The sequence below is a fragment of the Streptomyces niveiscabiei genome (assembly GCF_033794345.1).
Taxonomy (GTDB): Bacteria; Actinomycetota; Actinomycetes; order Streptomycetales; family Streptomycetaceae; genus Streptomyces; species Streptomyces niveiscabiei.
In genome coordinates this window covers 84,922-100,956 of sequence record NZ_JARAYJ010000019.1, presented here as the reverse complement: position 1 = coordinate 100,956, position 16,035 = coordinate 84,922, and the positions used below count along the sequence as shown (strand labels likewise).

Genomic DNA, 16,035 nt, shown 5'->3' with positions numbered 1-16,035 from the left:
GTTTCGACGACCGGAAGGCTTGAACTGGTGACGGACAACATGGCGGGCCCCCTCGCGACACCGGTCCTGCCGAGCCGGGGCCGGCTGCGGCCCCTCGGGCTCGGAGAGGTCAGGATCACCGGCGGGTTCTGGGCCGGGCGCAGGCGGACCAACGCGACCGCCACACTCGACCACTGCCGGTACTGGATGGAACGCGTCGGCTGGATCGGCAACTTCCGCGCCGCCGCCGAGGGCCGCATCCGGCACGACCGCAGGGGCCGCGAGTTCGCCGACTCCGACGTCTACAAACTCCTGGAGGCCATGGCCTGGGACGGCGACCGCGACCCCGAGATCGCCGCGCTCACCGAGGCCGTCGCCCTCGCCCAGGAACCCGACGGCTACCTCGACACCGCGTACGGCCGCCCCGGCCAGCAGCCCCGCTACAGCGACCTCGCCTGGGGCCACGAGCTGTACTGCCACGGCCACCTGATCCAGGCCGGGATCGCCCAGACCCGGGCGCGCGGCGAGGGCGAACTCGCGAAGACCGCCCGCCGGGCCGCCGACCACGTCTGCACCGCCTTCGGCGCCGGAGCGAGCGACGGCATCTGCGGGCACCCCGAGATCGAGACCGCCCTCGTCGAACTCTTCCGCACGACCGGCGACCAGCGTTATCTGGACCAGGCCGCCCTGTTCGTCGAACGCCGGGGTCAACACGGCCTGGACGACGGCGAGTTCGGCCGCGCGTACTTCCAGGACGACGTACCTGTCCGCGCGGCGACCGTGTTCCGGGGCCACGCCGTGCGCGCCCTCTACCTCGCCGCCGGCGCCGTGGACGTCGCCGTGGAGACCGGCGACGATGAACTCCTCGCGGCCGTCGAACGCCAGTGGGAGACCACCGTCGCCCGCCGCACCTACCTCACCGGCGGCATGGGCTCCCACCACCGCGACGAGGCGTTCGGCGACGACTTCGTGCTGCCCCCCGACCGCGCCTACTCCGAGACCTGCGCCGGCGTCGCCTCCGTCATGCTCGCCTGGCGCCTCCTCCTCGCCACCGGCCACCCCCGCTACGCCGACCTCGCGGAGCGCACCCTCTTCAACGTCGTCGCCACCTCACCCTCCCCCGACGGCCGCTCCTTCTTCTACGCCAACACCCTCCACCGCCGCACCCGGGGCACGGTCCCCGCCCCCGACACCGAGAGCCCCCGCGCCGAGTCCAGCCTGCGCGCCCCCTGGTTCGCCGTCTCCTGCTGCCCCACCAACGTCGCCCGCACGCTTGCCGCCCTCCCCACCCAGCTCGCCACCACCGACGACCACGGCATCCAGCTCCACCAGTACGCCGACGCCGAGATCGCCACCGGCCCGTACGCCCTGCGCGTCCGCACCGACTACCCCCACGACGGCACGGTCACCGTCACCGTCGACCGCACCCCGCCCCGCCCCTGGACCCTCTCCCTGCGCGTCCCCGCCTGGACGCGGGGCGCAGCCGCCCGGCTCACCGACCCCACGGGAACCCGGCGCCCCGTCGAGCCGGGCACCACCACCGTGACCCGCGCCTTCCGCCCCGGCGACGAGATCACGCTGACCCTCCCGGTCGCCCCCCGCTGGATCGCCCCCGACCCCCGCATCGACGCCGTGCGCGGAACCGTCGCCGTGCAGCGCGGACCGGTCGTGTACTGCGCCGAGTCCACCGACCTGCCCGGCGACCGGGACGTGGACGCCGTCCGGGTCGACCCGAGCGGCCCCCTGGAGGACGGCCCCGGCGGGACCGTCGTGGCCCCCGGCTCGGTCACGACGGCGCCGGGCGAGGAGTGGCCCTACCACCCACTGGACGAGACGCCGTCCGCGCCCGGCTCCCAGCCGTCCGGCATCGCCCTGGTGCCGTACCACTCCTGGGCGAACCGGGGGCCGTCGACGATGAGGGTGTGGCTGCCGGCGGAAAGGTGACGCACACGACCGGCCATGCCGTGGCTCACCGCAGCGCCCCGTCCAAGGACGGCGACGAGGACCACGCCGGCGCCCTGTACGGCCTCGGCGGTACGGGGAGTCACCGCAGGAGTGCGACCACGTCGGCCAACGCCTCCTCGTCCCCGGCGTTCCCCGCGAACACGACGTACGGAATCCCGGCGGCGGGCCCCTCCACCGGCTCCCACAGCGAGACGATCCCCGGCAGCAGCGTCCCGCGTGCCCAGGCCCGGCGGATCCCGAGACCGTCGGTCGCCGTGTCGCTGGAGGTGATCCCGCCCTTGGCGACGACGAACCCCGGCCGGCGCAGGGAGGTGACCCGGCGGACGGTCTCGGCCAGCGCGGCCGAGACCCGGCGCGAGATCGCGAGGCCGGCGTCGGCGTCCGTACCGGTGACGAGGGTCCGGGACGTGCGGATCACGACGTCCGACGAGCCCAGCTCCACGGCGGCGGCCGAGGCGACGCCGGCGACATGCGCGGCCCGCCAGTCGTCGTCGAGCAGCGCGGCCACGTCGAGTTCGTACTCGGCGATCCCGCCCCGCTCCCGGAGCCGCTCCAACTGCCGTGCCGTCAGGGAGACATGGGAGCCGACGACGATCAGCCCGTGCCGCCCCGCCTGCCGCATCCCGCTCACCTCGTCCCGGGACAGCGGAGGCCGGCCCGCCTGTCCCGCGCGGGCGCGCACGAACGACGGCCCCGCCCGGTACAGCAGCCGCGTGTCCTTCGCCGCGGCAGCCGCGACCGCGAGGACGCGCAGGTCGTCGTCGCACACGGCGTCCACGACGGCCGTTCGGCCACCCCGCAGCGTGCCCAACAGCCGTGCGGTGTGGGCCGGTCCGCCGCCGCGCAGGTCGTCCAGGGTGATCCGGAGCACCTCGTCGGCGCGCACCCGGCCGCCCGTCTTCTCCTCGACCCAGTCGGGCAGGTAGGAGCTGCGGTAGCCGAACGTCGCGTCGCGCGCGAACTCGCTCTCCCCGACGGGGAGCAGACCGTCCGGCGTGCGCGTCCAGTGCCGGGAACCGACGGTCAGCCGCCCCGCCTCGACGCAGGCGGGAACCAGCACGACCCCGTCGACGTCCGCCGACTCCTGCGCGAGCACGTCGGTCTCGAGCGGGAAGTGACCCCGCAGCGTCGAGTCGCCCCGGCTCGCGAGGACGTACGCGATCCCCTCGGCCACCGACGCCTCGCGCAGCGCGCGCACCACCTCGCGGTTGCGCTCGGCCGCCGAACCGGCCGACAGGCCACGGGTGTTGGTGAGGACGAAGAACGCGGGCGTGTCCTGGCGCAGCGCCCAGCGCAGGTCCTCGACCGTCCAGGAGGTGAGGACGGGGATCCCGGCGACGGTCTGGGTGCCGGTCGGGTCGTCGTCGAGGACGACCAGGCGGGCCGCCCCGGACAGCCGGGCGGCGACTTCGGCGGCGGCGACCTCGCGGACCGGGGGGAGACCGGCGAGGACGGTGGCTTCGGGGGTGTACGAAGGCACGGGAGAACAGCCTCTCGTCAGATGAACATGCCTGCAAAGGAGGGTGAACACGCCTGCGAAGGAGGGCGGAACCCGGATCAGTCCCGCTTGATCACATGCGTCCGCAGATCGTCCGCCGTCTGATTCATGTGCCCGTCCATGGCCGCCCGAGCCGCCTCCGCGTTCCCCGACTCCAGTGCGGCCAGCACCCGTGCGTGATGCGCGAGCGCGTGCGTCCGGATCTCCGGCACGGCCGACGTCTCCCGCCGGCCCTCCACCAGCAGCGCCCCGAACGGCTCGAACAGCAGCGGCACGAAGAGGTTCCCCGAGGCCCGCATCACGATGTCGTGGAAGTCGATGTCCGCCTGCACGAACAACTCGGTGTCCGCGTTCTCGGCGGCCTCCCGCATCAGCTCCAACTGCCGCCGCAGATCCGCGAGATCGTCCTCCGTACGCCGCGTGGCGGCCAGCTCGCACGCGCCGTTCTCGATGAGGCGCCGCGCCTCGATCAGCCGCTCCGACAGCGCCCCGCTCGCCGACCGGGAGGCGGCCCGCACGACGGGTTCGAGCGCGGTCCACCGGTCCGGCGGGTTGACGTACGTACCGCGCCCGCGCACCACCCGGACGACGTTCTGCGCGCGCAGCGCCTTCACGGCCTCGCGCACGGTCAGCCGGCTCACCCCGCCGGTCTCGGCCAGCTCCCCTTCGGGCGGGAGGGCGCTGTCCGGCGGGTACTGCCCGTCGATGATCGCGGTCAGCACCTGCTCCGCGAGGTCGTCTGCGAGGGACATGGGCGTGTCCTTCCGCTCGACTCCTGCACCAGATGTCAGACGTCTGATGTCTCGGTGCCGGAAACGATGGCAGCAGGGCAGGGGGCCGTCAAGACAACGGCCCACACCCGTACGCCGGAGAGGTCCGACACCCGCGCGAGCGCGCCCCGAGTTTCGGTGGCGGGCACCGGGGAAGGGGGGAAACATCCCTCGTGTCTCATATGGGGAGGAATCCATGACCGACGATCAGAAGCCCGTGGACCCGGGTGACGTGATCCGCACCGGGAGCCCCGAGTCCACCGTCGACCGGGTGGCCGACTTCTACGGCGCGTACATCGACGCCGTGTACGACGGGACCGACGGCCTCGGCCGGGAACTGCGCGCGCACTACCTCACGGAGGAGCTGCGCCGGCGGCTCGCGGACTGGGAGGAGACCAACCACGCCGACGGGGTCCTGCGCGCCCAGAACGTGCCCCTCCAGTGGGAGGTCCGCTACAGCGACTCCGGCGCGGGGCACGCGTTCACGGTCGTCACCCTCACCTGGGGCGGCGGCACCGATCCCGAGCGGACGCGGCTGGCGATCCAGAGCGACCTCGCCACCCGGCTCATCTCGGACATCAAGGAGTCGACGGACGGGTGACGGGAGCCGGCCCCGCCCTGCCGCCCCTGAACACCCCCCTCACCTGCGGAAACTGAGCCGGAACAGCAGGGAGTGCGCGTCGTCCTCCGTCAGGCCGAGGGCCTTCGCGACGGTCTCCCAGGAGAGTTCGTCCGCCCGGACGTTGTAGGCGGCCTCGCGGCCCGCGTCCGAGGTGATGCGCTCCAGGGCGGTCACCGCGCGCAGCGCCGCCAAGGGGGCCTGGTCCGCCAGGTCGCCGAGTCTGCGGTCGAGTTCGTCGATCATCGCCTCGACGTCCGTGGGCAGCGGGACCGAGCGGGACTCCACCTCGCGGATGTGCCGGTCCCACTCCTCCTCCAGCGCCGAGGTGTCGTAGTCGTACGGGTGGTGGCGGGGGACCCGGGACCAGTCCAGGGGGTGGTGGGTCTCGCCGCGCCAGCCGCAGGAGCAGGCCGCGCGCAGGTGGCTCGCCTCGGGGGCGCGCAGCGTGCCGTCGTACACCCACCACTCCGTCGACTTCGGCATCTCGGCGCCGCTGCCGATGTCGAAGTACACCGGTCCCGGCTCGGTGCCGTCCGGGAGCAGGGCGCGCGGCCTGCCCTCGTGCGACGTACCGAAGTTCTCCGTCCGCCACTCCACGACCCCTCCAAAGTCCGTGCCGTCACTGGCATCTACCCCAGGCGGGAGCGGTCATGACTGTCAAGGGCGGCGCGGTGCGCGGCGGACGGTGAGGACGGCGACGTCGTCGTGCCGGCCGCCGTGCCCGGCGTACGCGCGCGCGTCGTCGTACAGCGCCTGCGGCAGGGCCGTGGGGGAGAGGTCCGAGAGGGCGGTGAGGCGTTCGTCGGCCGGGTAGAACGTGCCGTCCGCCGCGCGGGTCTCGGTGAGGCCGTCCGTGCTGAGGACGAGCGTCGCGTGCGCCGGGAAGTCGAACCAGCCGACCGTCGTCGGCTCGGCCGCGAGCGCGGACAGGCCGAGCGGGACGCCGGAGTCGAGGTGCGGGGTGGTGACCTTGCCGTCGAGCACGAGGTACGGCAGGACGTGGCCGCAGTTGACCGCCTGCGCCTCGTCGTCCAGGTCGATGCCGAGGATCAGCGCGGTGACGAAGCGCTCGTCCTCGCCGGTGTCGGCGGCGTAGGAGTTGTGGCGGACGACGGCCGCGTCCAGCGCGTCGACCAGGGCCGTCAGGGTCGGTTCGCGGTGGGCCGCCTCGCGGAACGCCCCTATCACCGCGAACGCCGCGCCGACCGCGGTGAGGCCCTTGCCCTGGACGTCGCCGATGAGGACGCGGGTGCCCCACGGGGTCGCCACGACGTCGTAGATGTCGCCGCCGACCAGGCGGTCCTCGTGCAGGGGCTCGTACACGCCGTTGACCAGGACGTCGTCCGTGACCAGGGGGAGGGGGTGCAGGACGTGGCGCTGCATCGCGGCGGCCGTCGAGCGCAGGCGGAGCATCTCGTGTTCACGCCGGATGCGGTAGCCGCAGGCGTACGTCGACGCGACGCCCAGCGCGATCGTGATCGCGATCAGCAGGATCCGGTCGAGCCAGTGCCCGCCCGGGCCGCGGGTCACCACGGTCGTCGTCACGACGACCGCGGTCCACGCGGCGACGAACGCGGTCTGCCGGACGGTGCACAGCGCGGCGGCGGCCCCCGGCAGGAACACCAGCAGCCCGAGCAGCAGCACCGCCGACCCGGACAGCTCCCCCAACGCCTCCACCGACACCGTCACCCCGACAACGGCCAGCGCCAGCTGAACGTTCCCGGGCGGCTCGATCGCCTCAATGGCCTCGACAGGTCTCGCACGACGGCTACCGGACATCCCAACTCCCGGGCAGGTGATGATCTGGTCATACCGTATGCAGTCACACCGCCCCGCGAAGAATCGCCCCGCCGCTACCCGCCGAGCTGGACCTCCACGCGGTGGCGGATGTAGGAGTCGGGGTGAGCCCGTGCGATGGCGATCACCCTCGCGACCAAGGGGTCCTCCGCCGGGGACAGACGCAGATCGGGGATCAGGCAGCGGCGTACGTCGAGATCCTCGTTGCCGATGAACTCCCGCAGCGTCGCCTCGTGCCAGGCCGCGTTCACGTCGGCGGTGTCCTCCCCGGCCGCCACGGGCAGCGCGGTCCAGTACCAGGCACGGACGGCTCCGGCGCGCTCCGGGTTCGTGCCGGTGCGCAGACGGTCGAGGAGCGCGGCGCGGACGCGGCGACGGCCGAAGGACAGGAGGGCCGGTTCGATGGAGAAACGGCTGAAGCTGGGGTCGGGGTCGGCCACCGCCGTCGCGATCAGGGGGACCAACAGCTTCTCGGGCAGTGGCTGATGCCTGGCCAACTCCGTTCGGAGCTGGGAACGGGGGTGCTGAGCGGGATCGGGTTCGACGCCGAGCCGTCGCAGCAGTTCGGCCACGTGGTGGCGGAACACCTCTTTGCCGCCCGGCACGGGACGGTCCGGGAGTGGCGGGAAACCTGTCATGGCGTCAACCGTAGGGCGCGTGAAGCCGACCGCCGCCGTCCCGACAGGGATCGGGTGCGGCGGCGGCCGGGCGTCGGCCCCGGGACCGTACCGGGGCCGACGGATCAGGGGTGGGTGGTGAGGTAGCCGCCCATGGAGGTGAAGTAGTCGGTGGCCGCGAGTTCGCGGCCGTCCTCCGTGCGGACGCGGGTGATCGCGAGGCCGTGGTTTCGGCCCGTGCGGGCGTCCGCGCCGGCGACGATGACGACGCCTTCGCCCTCGCGGTAGAAGATGCGGCCCGGGGTGCCGCCGTAGCGGGCCTCGGAGACGAAGGACGCGAGGATTTCGAGGCGCTTGCCCTTGTGGTACGTGAACGCGCTGGGGTACGGGGCGGACTGGGCTCGGACCAGGCGCTCCAGGACCTCCGCCGGCCAGTCCCAGTTGATGCGGATGTCGTCCTCGGCGCGCTTGTGGAAGAAGGTGGCCTGCGAGCGGTCCTGCTTGGTGAACTCCGTCTTGCCGGAGGCGATGTCGGCGAGCGCGGCGACCGTGACGGGGGCGATGAGGCCGACCGTCTTGTGGAAGAGGTCGGTGGTGGTGTCGGTGGGGCCGACGGGCACCGACTCCTGGCGGACGATGTCGCCCGCGTCCAGCTCGTCGTTCATCAGGTGCGCGGTGACCCCGACCTCGGGCTCCCCGTTGATGAGCGCCCAGATCAGCGGCGAGAACCCGGCGTACTTCGGCAGCAGCGAGTCGTGGATGTTGAGCGTGCCGTGCCGGGGCAGTCCGAAGACGCGCGGCGGGATCCACGTACGCCAGTTGTTGGCGACGATGATGTCCGGGTCGGCGTCCTTGAGGCGCTGGAAGAGCTCCTCGTCGTCGGGCCGGTTGCGGATGACGACCGGTACGCCGTGCTCCTCGGCGAGGTCGGCGACCGAGTCGCTCCAGATCTTCTCGTAGGCGTGGTCGCTCTTGGGGTGCGTGACGACCAGCACGACGTCGTGCTCGGAGTCCAGAAGGGCTTGGAGGGTGCGGTGCCCCCAGGTCTGGTAACCGAACATGACGACCCGCATGGGGTTCCTCCTCGAAGCAGGGCTGACCGGATCAAGCGACGTGCGGATCAAGTAAAGCAAGCCTTACCTTAGCTTTCAACGGGCAGCGCTCTCACCGCCGTTCCTATCGACAGCTCCACCGGATTAGCTTAGGCTCACCTAAGTTGCCGGTGTGCCGCTGTTCGGCATGCCCGTCATCCCGCACTTTCCCCCACGCCGACACATGGCGACTGCCCCGCACGATGGGAGAGACATGTCACAGGTGCTTCCTGCTGACTCACCACTGGTCCACGACCTCATTGGGATCGGCTTCGGCCCCTCCAATGTGGCCATGGCGATCGCACTGGAGGAGCACAACGCCCGTGTCGGCAGCGAGAAGGCGGTGAGCGCCCACTTCTTCGAGCAGCAGCCCCGCTTCGGCTGGCACCGGGGCATGCTCATCGACGACGCGACGATGCAGGTGTCCTTCCTGAAGGACCTGGTGACGCTCCGGAACCCGGCCAGCGAGTACAGCTTCCTGTGCTACTTGCAGAGCAAGGGCCGGATGATCGACTTCATCAACCACAAGAGCCTGTTCCCGCTGCGCGTCGAGTTCCACGACTACTTCGAGTGGGCCGCCGCGAAGGTCGACCACCTGGTCTCGTACGGCCATGAGGTCGTCGGCGTGGAACCGGTGTCGCACGACGGTGAGATCGACTGCTTCGACGTCACCGTCCGGTCCGCCGAGGGCCTCGCCGTCCACCGCGCCCGCAACCTGGTCATCGGCACCGGCCTGCGCCCCCTCATGCCCGAGGGCGTGGAGCGCGGCGAGCGCGTCTGGCACAACTCCGAACTCCTCGCGAAGGTCGACGAGCTGGAGGGCACCGACCCGGCCCGGTTCGTCGTCGTCGGCGCCGGCCAGTCCGCCGCCGAGAACGTCGCCTACCTGCACCGCAGATTCCCGGACGCCGAGGTGTGCGCGGTCTTCTCGCGCTACGGCTACAGCCCCGCCGACGACAGCGCGTTCGCCAACCGCATCTTCGACCCGCAGGCCGTCGACGAGTACTTCGAGGCGCCCGAGGCCGTCAAGAAGCGTCTGATGGACTACCACGGCAACACCAACTACTCCGTGGTGGACATCGACCTGATCGACGACCTGTACCGCCAGTCGTACCAGGAGAAGGTCCTCGGCACCGAGCGCCTGAAGTTCATCAACGTCTCCCGCCTCACCGGCGTCACCGAGACCGAGGACAAGGCCACGGCCACCGTGACCTCCCTGGTCACCGGCGAGGAGACGGACCTGGACGCGGACGTCGTCGTGTTCGCCACCGGCTACCGCCCCGCTGACCCGCTCGGCCTCCTCGGCGAGGTCGGCGGCCACTGCCTGCGCGACGACGAGGGCCGCGTGCGCGTCGAGCGCGACTACCGCATCGCCACCGGGCCCGGCGTCCGCGCCGGGATCTACCTCCAGGGCGGCACCGAGCACACCCACGGCATCACCTCCTCCCTGCTCTCCAACACGGCGATCAGGGTCGGCGAGATCCTCGACTCGCTCCTCGACCGGGGCCTCAAGTCCGCCTCGGACGCGGCCCGTTCGGTCGCCGACGGCACCACCCGCTGAGCCGCCGGCCCCGCGCCGGGGGGCGCGGGGCCCGACCGGCCGCGATCACCCACGGACCGAAGAGATAACGTACGACGACATGGGCACGACTACTGTTGCGCGCCCCGTGACCGGGGGGTCGAAGCACACCCGCCGACGACGGGTCGCGGGTCTGGGCACCCTCCTGGCGGTCCTGGTGATCGCCTCGGCACTCTCCCTCGCGGTCGGGGCGCGGGCGCTGAGCCTGAGCGAGGTGTGGCACGGCCTCCTCGGCGCGTCGGCCGACGACCAGCGGCTCACCGAGATCCGCCTCATCGTCCGCACGGTACGGGTGCCGCGCACGGTCCTCGCGGTCGTCGCCGGGATCGCGCTCGGCGTCGGCGGCTCCCTCATCCAGGGCTACACCCGCAACCCCATAGCCGACACAGGGCTGCTCGGCGTCAACGCGGGCGCGTCCTTCGCGGTCGTCACCGCGATCGCCGTGTTCGGGTTCACCAGCCCCTTCGCGTACGTGTGGTTCGCGTTCCTCGGCGCCGGGCTCGCCGGAGTCGTCGTGTTCGGGCTCGCCAGCATCGGCCGGGGCGCCGGGAACCCGCTCACCCTCGCCCTCGCCGGGCAGGGCATCACCGTCTTCCTCGCCGCCATGACCACCGCGATCTCCCTGGGCAACCAGACCGCGCTGAACGCGCTGCGGTTCTGGAACGCGGGATCGGTCGCCGGGGTCGGCTTCGACGTCATCTGGCCGATCACGGGCTTCGTCGCCGTCGGCCTGCTGCTGGCCGTCGCCACCCTGCCCGCGATGAACCTCCTCAACCTGGGCGACGACGTGGCGCGCGGACTCGGCGTCGACGTCACCCGCAGCCGGATCATCGGCATCACCGCCATCACGCTCCTCGCGGGCGCCGCCACCGCCGCCTGCGGGCCCATCGCGTTCCTCGGCCTGATGGTCGCCCACATCGCCCGCTCCCTCACCGGACCCGACTACCGCTGGCTCGTCCCGTACGCCGGACTGCTCGGCGCGGTCGTCCTGCTGGTCTGCGACATCGTGGGCCGACTCGTCGTCAGGCCGGGCGAGTTGGAGGCCGGAGTCGTCGTATCGCTGCTGGGGGCGCCGTTCTTCGCCGTCCTCGTCTACCGAGGAAAGTTCAAGAGCGCATGAACGGCACCGAGTTGAAGCCCCCGCTGGCGCCCGGCATCCGGCTGGGGAAGGTCTCGTTCGTGTGGCGGCCCTGGGTCGCCCTGGTCACCCTCGTGCTCGCGGCGGCGGCCTTCCTGCTGTTCTGCCTCTCCATCGGCACCGGCGACTTCCCGATCAGCCTCTCCCGGGTGATCTCCACGATCTTCGGCGGCGGCGAACAGGTCGACCGGTTCGTCATCATGGACCTGCGGATGCCGCGCGCGCTGGCCGGGCTCGTCGTCGGCATCGCGCTCGGCGTCTCCGGCGCGATCACCCAGTCCATCGCCCGCAACCCGCTGGCCAGCCCCGACATCCTCGGCATCACCAGCGGCGCCAGCGCGGTCGCCGTGTTCCTGGTCACGGTCTCCGGGGGAGCGGCCACCGCGATCGCCGACACCCTCGGCCTCTCCGCCGCCGCGCTGCTCGGCGGCCTCGGCACCGGGCTGCTCGTCTACTTCCTCGCCTGGCGGCGCGGCATCGACGGCTTCCGGCTCATCCTGATCGGCATCTCCGTCAGCGCCGTCATGCAGGCCATCACGACCTGGCTGCTCGTCGGGGCCGACATCAGGGACGTCGCCCGCGCCCAGGCGTGGCTGGTCGGCTCCCTGGACAACCGGTCCTGGAACGAGGTGTGGATCGCCCTGTGGTGCACGCTCGCCCTGCTCACCGTCGTGACCTGCGTCGCCTTCCAGTTCAAGCCCCTGCACTTCGGCGACGACGTGGCCGCCGGACTCGGCGTCCGCTACTCCGCCGTACGGTCCGTGCTGCTGCTGTGCGCGGTCCTGCTGGCCGGGGTCGCGGTGAGCGCGGCGGGCCCCGTGCCGTTCGTCGCGCTGGTCGCGCCGCAGGTGGCGATGCGTCTGGCGCGGTCCGCGACACCCCCGTTGGCCGCCTCCGGGCTCTTCGGCGCCGTCCTGCTGCTCGGCTCCGACCTCGTCGTGCGGGCCGTGCTGCCGGCCTCGCTGCCGGTCGGGGTGATCACGGCGGCGATCGGCGGGCCGTTCCTTGTCCATCTGTTGGTGCGGGCGAACATGAAGTAGCTGGTACAAAGGTTAGGCACACCTAAATAGGCAAGGGGGCCCTGTGGTCGCTCAGCACATCACCGAGATCGCGTCCCCGGCCGTCGCGACGACGCGGCTGGCCGCGCGAGGCGTCACGGTCGGGTACGGCAGCCGGACCGTCATCGACGACCTCGACGTGGCCGTGCCGCCGGGTGTCATCACCACGATCATCGGGCCCAACGGCTGCGGGAAATCAACCCTGTTGAGGACGTTGTCGCGGCTGCTGAAGCCCACGAAGGGCTCGGTCGTGCTGGACGGCGACGACATCGCGCGCCTCAAGACCCGGGACGTCGCCAAGAAGTTGGGGCTGCTCCCCCAAGCGCCGGTCGCGCCCGAGGGGTTGACCGTGTCCGACCTGGTCGCACGCGGCAGGCACCCGCACCAGAGCTGGCTTCGGCAGTGGTCCTCGGACGACGCCGAGGTCGTCGAGAAGGCGCTCGACATGACCGGCGTACTCGACCTCGCGGACCGGCCGGTGGACTCCCTGTCGGGCGGTCAGCGCCAGCGCGTATGGATCTCCATGACGCTGGCTCAGGGCACCGACCTGCTGCTGCTCGACGAGCCGACCACCTACCTCGACCTCGCGCACGCCGTCGACGTCCTCGACCTCGTGGACGACCTCCACGAGTCGGGGCGGACCGTCGTCATGGTGCTGCACGACCTCAACCTGGCGATCCGCTACAGCGACAACCTCGTGGTCATGCGGGACGGCGCGATCCTCGCGCAGGGGCACCCCCGGGACGTCGTCACCGCCGAACTCCTCGATGACGCCTTCGGGTTGAAGGCGCTGGTCATCGACGACCCGGTGGGGGACCGGCCGATGATCGTGCCGATCGGGCGCACCCATGCCCGACTCGGTGAATGATCCGGACGATTACGCTAGTTAGGCTAGGCTAACCTCAGTTTTCTGGGTAGGGTTTGCCTGCCCTTTGAACGAGGCGCGCGCTCGTCCACCGGGCGCCGGACCAGCTGGACAACGTGAAGGCAAGGGATTGCGGGATGCTGCTCCACAGAACGACGCTCAAGAACCCCCGGCGCCGGCTGGCGGCCACCCTGGCCGCCGCGACGCTCGGCGTCGGCCTGCTCGCGGGGTGCGGCTCCAGCGACTCCGGCGACTCCGGTGACAACGCCGCCGCTTCCACGTCCCCCAGCGCCTCCGGCGCCTTCCCCGTCACCGTCGACCACTTCTTCGGCTCGACGACGATCAAGAAGGCCCCCGAACGCGTCGTCACCGTCGGCTACACCGACGACCAGACCGTCCTCGCGCTCGGCACCAAGCCCGTCGGCATGGTCGACCAGTACCCGAACCCGGCCGGCAAGTCCCCCGACATCAACACGCAGTGGCCGTGGGTCAAGGACAAGTGGGGCGACGCGAAGCCCGAGGTCATCATGAACAACGGTGACTCCGGCCCCAACTTCGAGAAGATCGCCGCCCTGCGGCCCGACCTGATCATCGCGGTGTACTCCGAGATCGACAAGGCCGCCTACGACAAGCTCTCGCAGATAGCGCCCACCGTCGGCCGCACGAAGGCGGAGAAGGAACCCTTCAGCGCCCCCTGGCAGGACAACGCGCTCCAGATCTCCAAGGCCCTCGGCAAGGAGAAGGAGGGCGAGCGGATGATCCAGGGCGTCCAGGGGCAGCTGGACGCCGCGAAGAAGGCGCACCCCGAGTTCGCGCAGCAGACCGCCGTCGCGTTCTCCTGGTACAAGAACTCCATCGCCGCCTTCACCTCCACCGACGTCCGCGGCCAGCTCCTGACCGGCATGGGCTTCAAGTACCAGACCGGCATCGACAAGGTCGCCGGCGGCAGCTTCTCCACCCAGCTCTCGCCCGAGCGCGTCGACCTCGTCGACGTCGACCGCGTCGTCGTCATCAACGACAAGGCCGACACCGACGCGCTGAAGAAGTTCAAGCTCTACACCAACCTCGGCGCCGTCAAGAACAACAAGGTCACCTACCTCCTCGACAGCGAGGGCCCGGCCGTCGGCGCCGCCATGTCGCAGGCCACGCTCGCCTCGATGCCGTACGCGATCGACGAACTCGTCAAGGCGGTCACCCAGTAATGTCCGACGCCGGCGTGAGCACCGCCACGCGCCCCGCCCCGGCGGCGCTGCGCACGGCGACCGGCCGCGAGGCCGCGCGATGGGTCGCGGACCACTGCCGCGAGGTGCCCGGACTGACCGCGGCCACCGTGCTCACCACGGTGGCCGGGGCCGCCCTCCAGGTACTGCCCGTCCTCCTCCTCGGCCGCGTGGTCGACGGGGTCGTGGGCGGCGAGGACCGGTCGGTCCTGTTCACCATCGGCGTCACCATGGTGGTCGCCGCGCTGCTCGGCGCGGTGGCCACGGCCGTCTCCACCTATCTCATCGGGCGGCTCGGCGCCGACCTGCTCGCCCGGCTGCGCGAAGGCGCCGTCCGCGCCGTGCTCGGCATGCCCAGTTCCCGGGTCGAGCAGGTCGGGCGCGGCGACGTGCTCTCCCGGGTCGGCGACGACGTCGCCGTGATCTCCCGGGGGATCCGGACGGCCATTCCGACGGTCTTCTCCGCCGGGGTACTCGTCGCCATCGCCACCACCGGCATGTTCGGGCTCGACTGGCGGCTCGGGCTCGCGGGGGCGGGGGCGCTGCCCGCGTACGCGTTCGCGCTGCGCTGGTACCTGCCGCGCTCCGCCCCGCTGTACCGCAAGCAGCGCGCCGCGCAGGCCGACCGGGCGCAGGCCCTCATCAGCGGCCTCGACGGCATCGACACCGTCCGCGCCTACCGGCTGGAGGACACCTTCCGCGAGAAGGTCGACACCGAGTCCTGGCGCGTACGCAACTACGGCATCGAGGTCTTCCGGTTCTTCGGACGGTTCGTCGGAAGGGAGAACCGGGCCGAGTTCATCGGGCTGACCCTCATCCTCCTCGTGGGATACGCCCTGTTGGAGAACGACGCCGCGACACTCGGTGACGTCTCCGCCGCCCCGCTGCTCTTCCACCGGCTGTTCACACCGCTCGGCGCCATCATGTTCACCTTCGACGAGGCCCAGAAGTCCGGGGCCAGCCTCACGCGGCTCGTCGGTGTGCTGGGGGAGGGGACGTCGGGGCGGCTCGTCGGGGACGCGGATGTGGCTGACTCCGGTGCGTACGGGGTGAGCGTGCGGGGAGTCACCTTCAGCTATCCCGATACCGGGCAACCAGTGCTGCGGGACGTCGACTTGACCATTCCCGCCGGGGGTTCGCTCGCGCTCGTCGGGGCCACCGGGGCCGGGAAGACGACCCTTGCCGCGCTCATCGCCGGGATCGGGACGCCCGACGCGGGCTCGGTGCGGATCGGGGGGACCGACCTCGCCTCCGTCGACGAGGCCGGGGCCCGGGCGCTGGTCAGCATCCTCACCCAGGAGAGCCACGTGTTCTCCGGGCCCCTCGCGGACGACCTGCGGCTCGCCTCGCCCGCCGCCACCGACGAGGAACTCGCCGACGCGCTGCGGACCGTGGGCGCGTGGGAGTGGGCCTCAGCACTCCCCGAAGGACTGGACACGCCGGTCGGCGAAGGCGGCGAACGGCTCGATGTGACCAAGGTCGCCCAACTGGCGCTGGCGCGGCTCGTGTTGGCTCGTACGCCGGTGGTCGTGCTGGATGAGTCGACCGCCGAGGCGGGCAGTGAAGGGGCTGCCGAGCTGGAGCGAGCGGTGCTGGCGGCTTGCGCCGGGCGGACGACGCTGTTCGTCGCGCACCGGTTGACCCAGGCGATGTCGGCGGACCGGATCGCTGTGCTCGACGCCGGTCGGGTCGTCGAGCAGGGGACGCACGACGAGCTGGTGGCCCTGGGCGGACGGTACGCACGCCTGTGGCGAGCCTGGCGCGAAGGCAGTTAGCTCTTCCGCCGTCCGCCACCTCAACCCCCCACCCTGAAGCCGACGTTCATAACGTGAAAGG

14 protein-coding genes are annotated in these 16,035 nt (G+C 71.6%); 8 read left to right on the top strand and 6 right to left on the bottom strand.

Features of this window, described 5'->3' with window-relative positions:
• The first annotated feature begins 39 nt into the window (after window positions 1-39).
• The gene (locus PV682_RS25150; RefSeq protein ID WP_319733699.1) at window positions 40-1,923 is read left to right on the top strand and encodes a glycoside hydrolase family 127 protein; all 1,884 of its coding nucleotides are present in this window, start codon (window positions 40-42) and stop codon (window positions 1,921-1,923) included.
• Window positions 1,924-2,023: 100 nt separating this feature from the next.
• On the opposite strand, the gene PV682_RS25145 is transcribed toward PV682_RS25150, so the two are convergent.
• Together PV682_RS25145 and PV682_RS25140 are read right to left on the bottom strand one after the other, a co-directional pair.
• Window positions 2,024-3,424 (bottom strand): four-carbon acid sugar kinase family protein, encoded by a 1,401-nt coding sequence (locus PV682_RS25145; protein ID WP_319733593.1) that lies wholly within the window; start codon window positions 3,422-3,424, stop codon window positions 2,024-2,026.
• A gap of 77 nt (window positions 3,425-3,501) precedes the next feature.
• The gene (locus tag PV682_RS25140; protein WP_319733591.1) at window positions 3,502-4,194 is read right to left on the bottom strand and encodes a FadR/GntR family transcriptional regulator; all 693 of its coding nucleotides are present in this window, start codon (window positions 4,192-4,194) and stop codon (window positions 3,502-3,504) included.
• 214 nt (window positions 4,195-4,408) lie between these two features.
• Between PV682_RS25140 and PV682_RS25135 the strand changes: the two genes are divergently transcribed.
• The gene (locus PV682_RS25135; protein WP_319733589.1) at window positions 4,409-4,813 is read left to right on the top strand and encodes a hypothetical protein; all 405 of its coding nucleotides are present in this window, start codon (window positions 4,409-4,411) and stop codon (window positions 4,811-4,813) included.
• A gap of 39 nt (window positions 4,814-4,852) precedes the next feature.
• Here the strand turns inward: PV682_RS25135 and PV682_RS25130 are convergent, their stop codons facing one another.
• The 4 genes from PV682_RS25130 to PV682_RS25115 form a co-directional block, all read right to left on the bottom strand.
• A complete protein-coding gene (locus PV682_RS25130) occupies window positions 4,853-5,431 on the bottom strand; it encodes a hypothetical protein (protein ID WP_319733587.1) in 579 nt (192 codons plus the stop codon).
• Window positions 5,432-5,491: 60 nt separating this feature from the next.
• A complete protein-coding gene (locus PV682_RS25125; protein WP_319733585.1) occupies window positions 5,492-6,613 on the bottom strand; it encodes a PP2C family protein-serine/threonine phosphatase in 1,122 nt (373 codons plus the stop codon).
• A gap of 74 nt (window positions 6,614-6,687) precedes the next feature.
• Window positions 6,688-7,269: a hypothetical protein gene (locus PV682_RS25120; protein ID WP_319733583.1), complete on the bottom strand. Its 582-nt coding sequence runs from the start codon at window positions 7,267-7,269 to the stop codon at window positions 6,688-6,690.
• 104 nt (window positions 7,270-7,373) lie between these two features.
• On the bottom strand, window positions 7,374-8,321 hold the full coding sequence (locus PV682_RS25115; RefSeq protein WP_319733581.1) for a methionyl-tRNA formyltransferase: 948 nt from the start codon (window positions 8,319-8,321) through the stop codon (window positions 7,374-7,376).
• Between the two features lie 232 nt (window positions 8,322-8,553).
• On the opposite strand from PV682_RS25115, the gene PV682_RS25110 reads away from it, so the two are divergent.
• The 6 genes from PV682_RS25110 (at window position 8,554) to PV682_RS25085 (ending at window position 15,974) form a co-directional block, all read left to right on the top strand.
• On the top strand, window positions 8,554-9,900 hold the full coding sequence (locus PV682_RS25110; protein ID WP_319733579.1) for a lysine N(6)-hydroxylase/L-ornithine N(5)-oxygenase family protein: 1,347 nt from the start codon (window positions 8,554-8,556) through the stop codon (window positions 9,898-9,900).
• A gap of 79 nt (window positions 9,901-9,979) precedes the next feature.
• Window positions 9,980-11,038, top strand: a complete 1,059-nt coding sequence (locus tag PV682_RS25105; RefSeq protein WP_319733577.1) for a FecCD family ABC transporter permease — start codon at window positions 9,980-9,982, stop codon at window positions 11,036-11,038.
• The gene (locus PV682_RS25100; protein WP_319733576.1) at window positions 11,035-12,096 is read left to right on the top strand and encodes a FecCD family ABC transporter permease; all 1,062 of its coding nucleotides are present in this window, start codon (window positions 11,035-11,037) and stop codon (window positions 12,094-12,096) included. The genes PV682_RS25105 and PV682_RS25100 overlap by 4 nt, the downstream gene beginning before the upstream one ends.
• Before the next feature lie 43 nt (window positions 12,097-12,139).
• Window positions 12,140-12,982: an ABC transporter ATP-binding protein gene (locus tag PV682_RS25095; RefSeq protein WP_319733575.1), complete on the top strand. Its 843-nt coding sequence runs from the start codon at window positions 12,140-12,142 to the stop codon at window positions 12,980-12,982.
• Between the two features lie 134 nt (window positions 12,983-13,116).
• Window positions 13,117-14,181 (top strand): iron-siderophore ABC transporter substrate-binding protein, encoded by a 1,065-nt coding sequence (locus PV682_RS25090; RefSeq protein ID WP_319733573.1) that lies wholly within the window; start codon window positions 13,117-13,119, stop codon window positions 14,179-14,181.
• A complete protein-coding gene (locus tag PV682_RS25085) occupies window positions 14,181-15,974 on the top strand; it encodes an ABC transporter ATP-binding protein (RefSeq protein ID WP_319733571.1) in 1,794 nt (597 codons plus the stop codon). Before PV682_RS25090 ends, PV682_RS25085 begins: the two co-directional genes overlap by 1 nt.
• Window positions 15,975-16,035: the final 61 nt, after the last annotated feature.

What these genes read in the sequence shown, in the direction of transcription:
- PV682_RS25110 (WP_319733579.1), top strand. Translation starts at nt 8,554, where the DNA reads ATGTCACAGGTGCTTCCTGCTGACTCACCACTGGTCCACGACCTCATT.
- PV682_RS25125 (WP_319733585.1), bottom strand. Translation starts at nt 6,613, where the DNA reads ATGTCCGGTAGCCGTCGTGCGAGACCTGTCGAGGCCATTGAGGCGATC.
- PV682_RS25105 (WP_319733577.1), top strand. Translation starts at nt 9,980, where the DNA reads ATGGGCACGACTACTGTTGCGCGCCCCGTGACCGGGGGGTCGAAGCAC.
- PV682_RS25120 (WP_319733583.1), bottom strand. Translation starts at nt 7,269, where the DNA reads ATGACAGGTTTCCCGCCACTCCCGGACCGTCCCGTGCCGGGCGGCAAA.
- PV682_RS25090 (WP_319733573.1), top strand. Translation starts at nt 13,117, where the DNA reads ATGCTGCTCCACAGAACGACGCTCAAGAACCCCCGGCGCCGGCTGGCG.
- PV682_RS25100 (WP_319733576.1), top strand. Translation starts at nt 11,035, where the DNA reads ATGAACGGCACCGAGTTGAAGCCCCCGCTGGCGCCCGGCATCCGGCTG.
- PV682_RS25115 (WP_319733581.1), bottom strand. Translation starts at nt 8,321, where the DNA reads ATGCGGGTCGTCATGTTCGGTTACCAGACCTGGGGGCACCGCACCCTC.
- PV682_RS25150 (WP_319733699.1), top strand. Translation starts at nt 40, where the DNA reads ATGGCGGGCCCCCTCGCGACACCGGTCCTGCCGAGCCGGGGCCGGCTG.
- PV682_RS25140 (WP_319733591.1), bottom strand. Translation starts at nt 4,194, where the DNA reads ATGTCCCTCGCAGACGACCTCGCGGAGCAGGTGCTGACCGCGATCATC.
- PV682_RS25135 (WP_319733589.1), top strand. Translation starts at nt 4,409, where the DNA reads ATGACCGACGATCAGAAGCCCGTGGACCCGGGTGACGTGATCCGCACC.
- PV682_RS25085 (WP_319733571.1), top strand. Translation starts at nt 14,181, where the DNA reads ATGTCCGACGCCGGCGTGAGCACCGCCACGCGCCCCGCCCCGGCGGCG.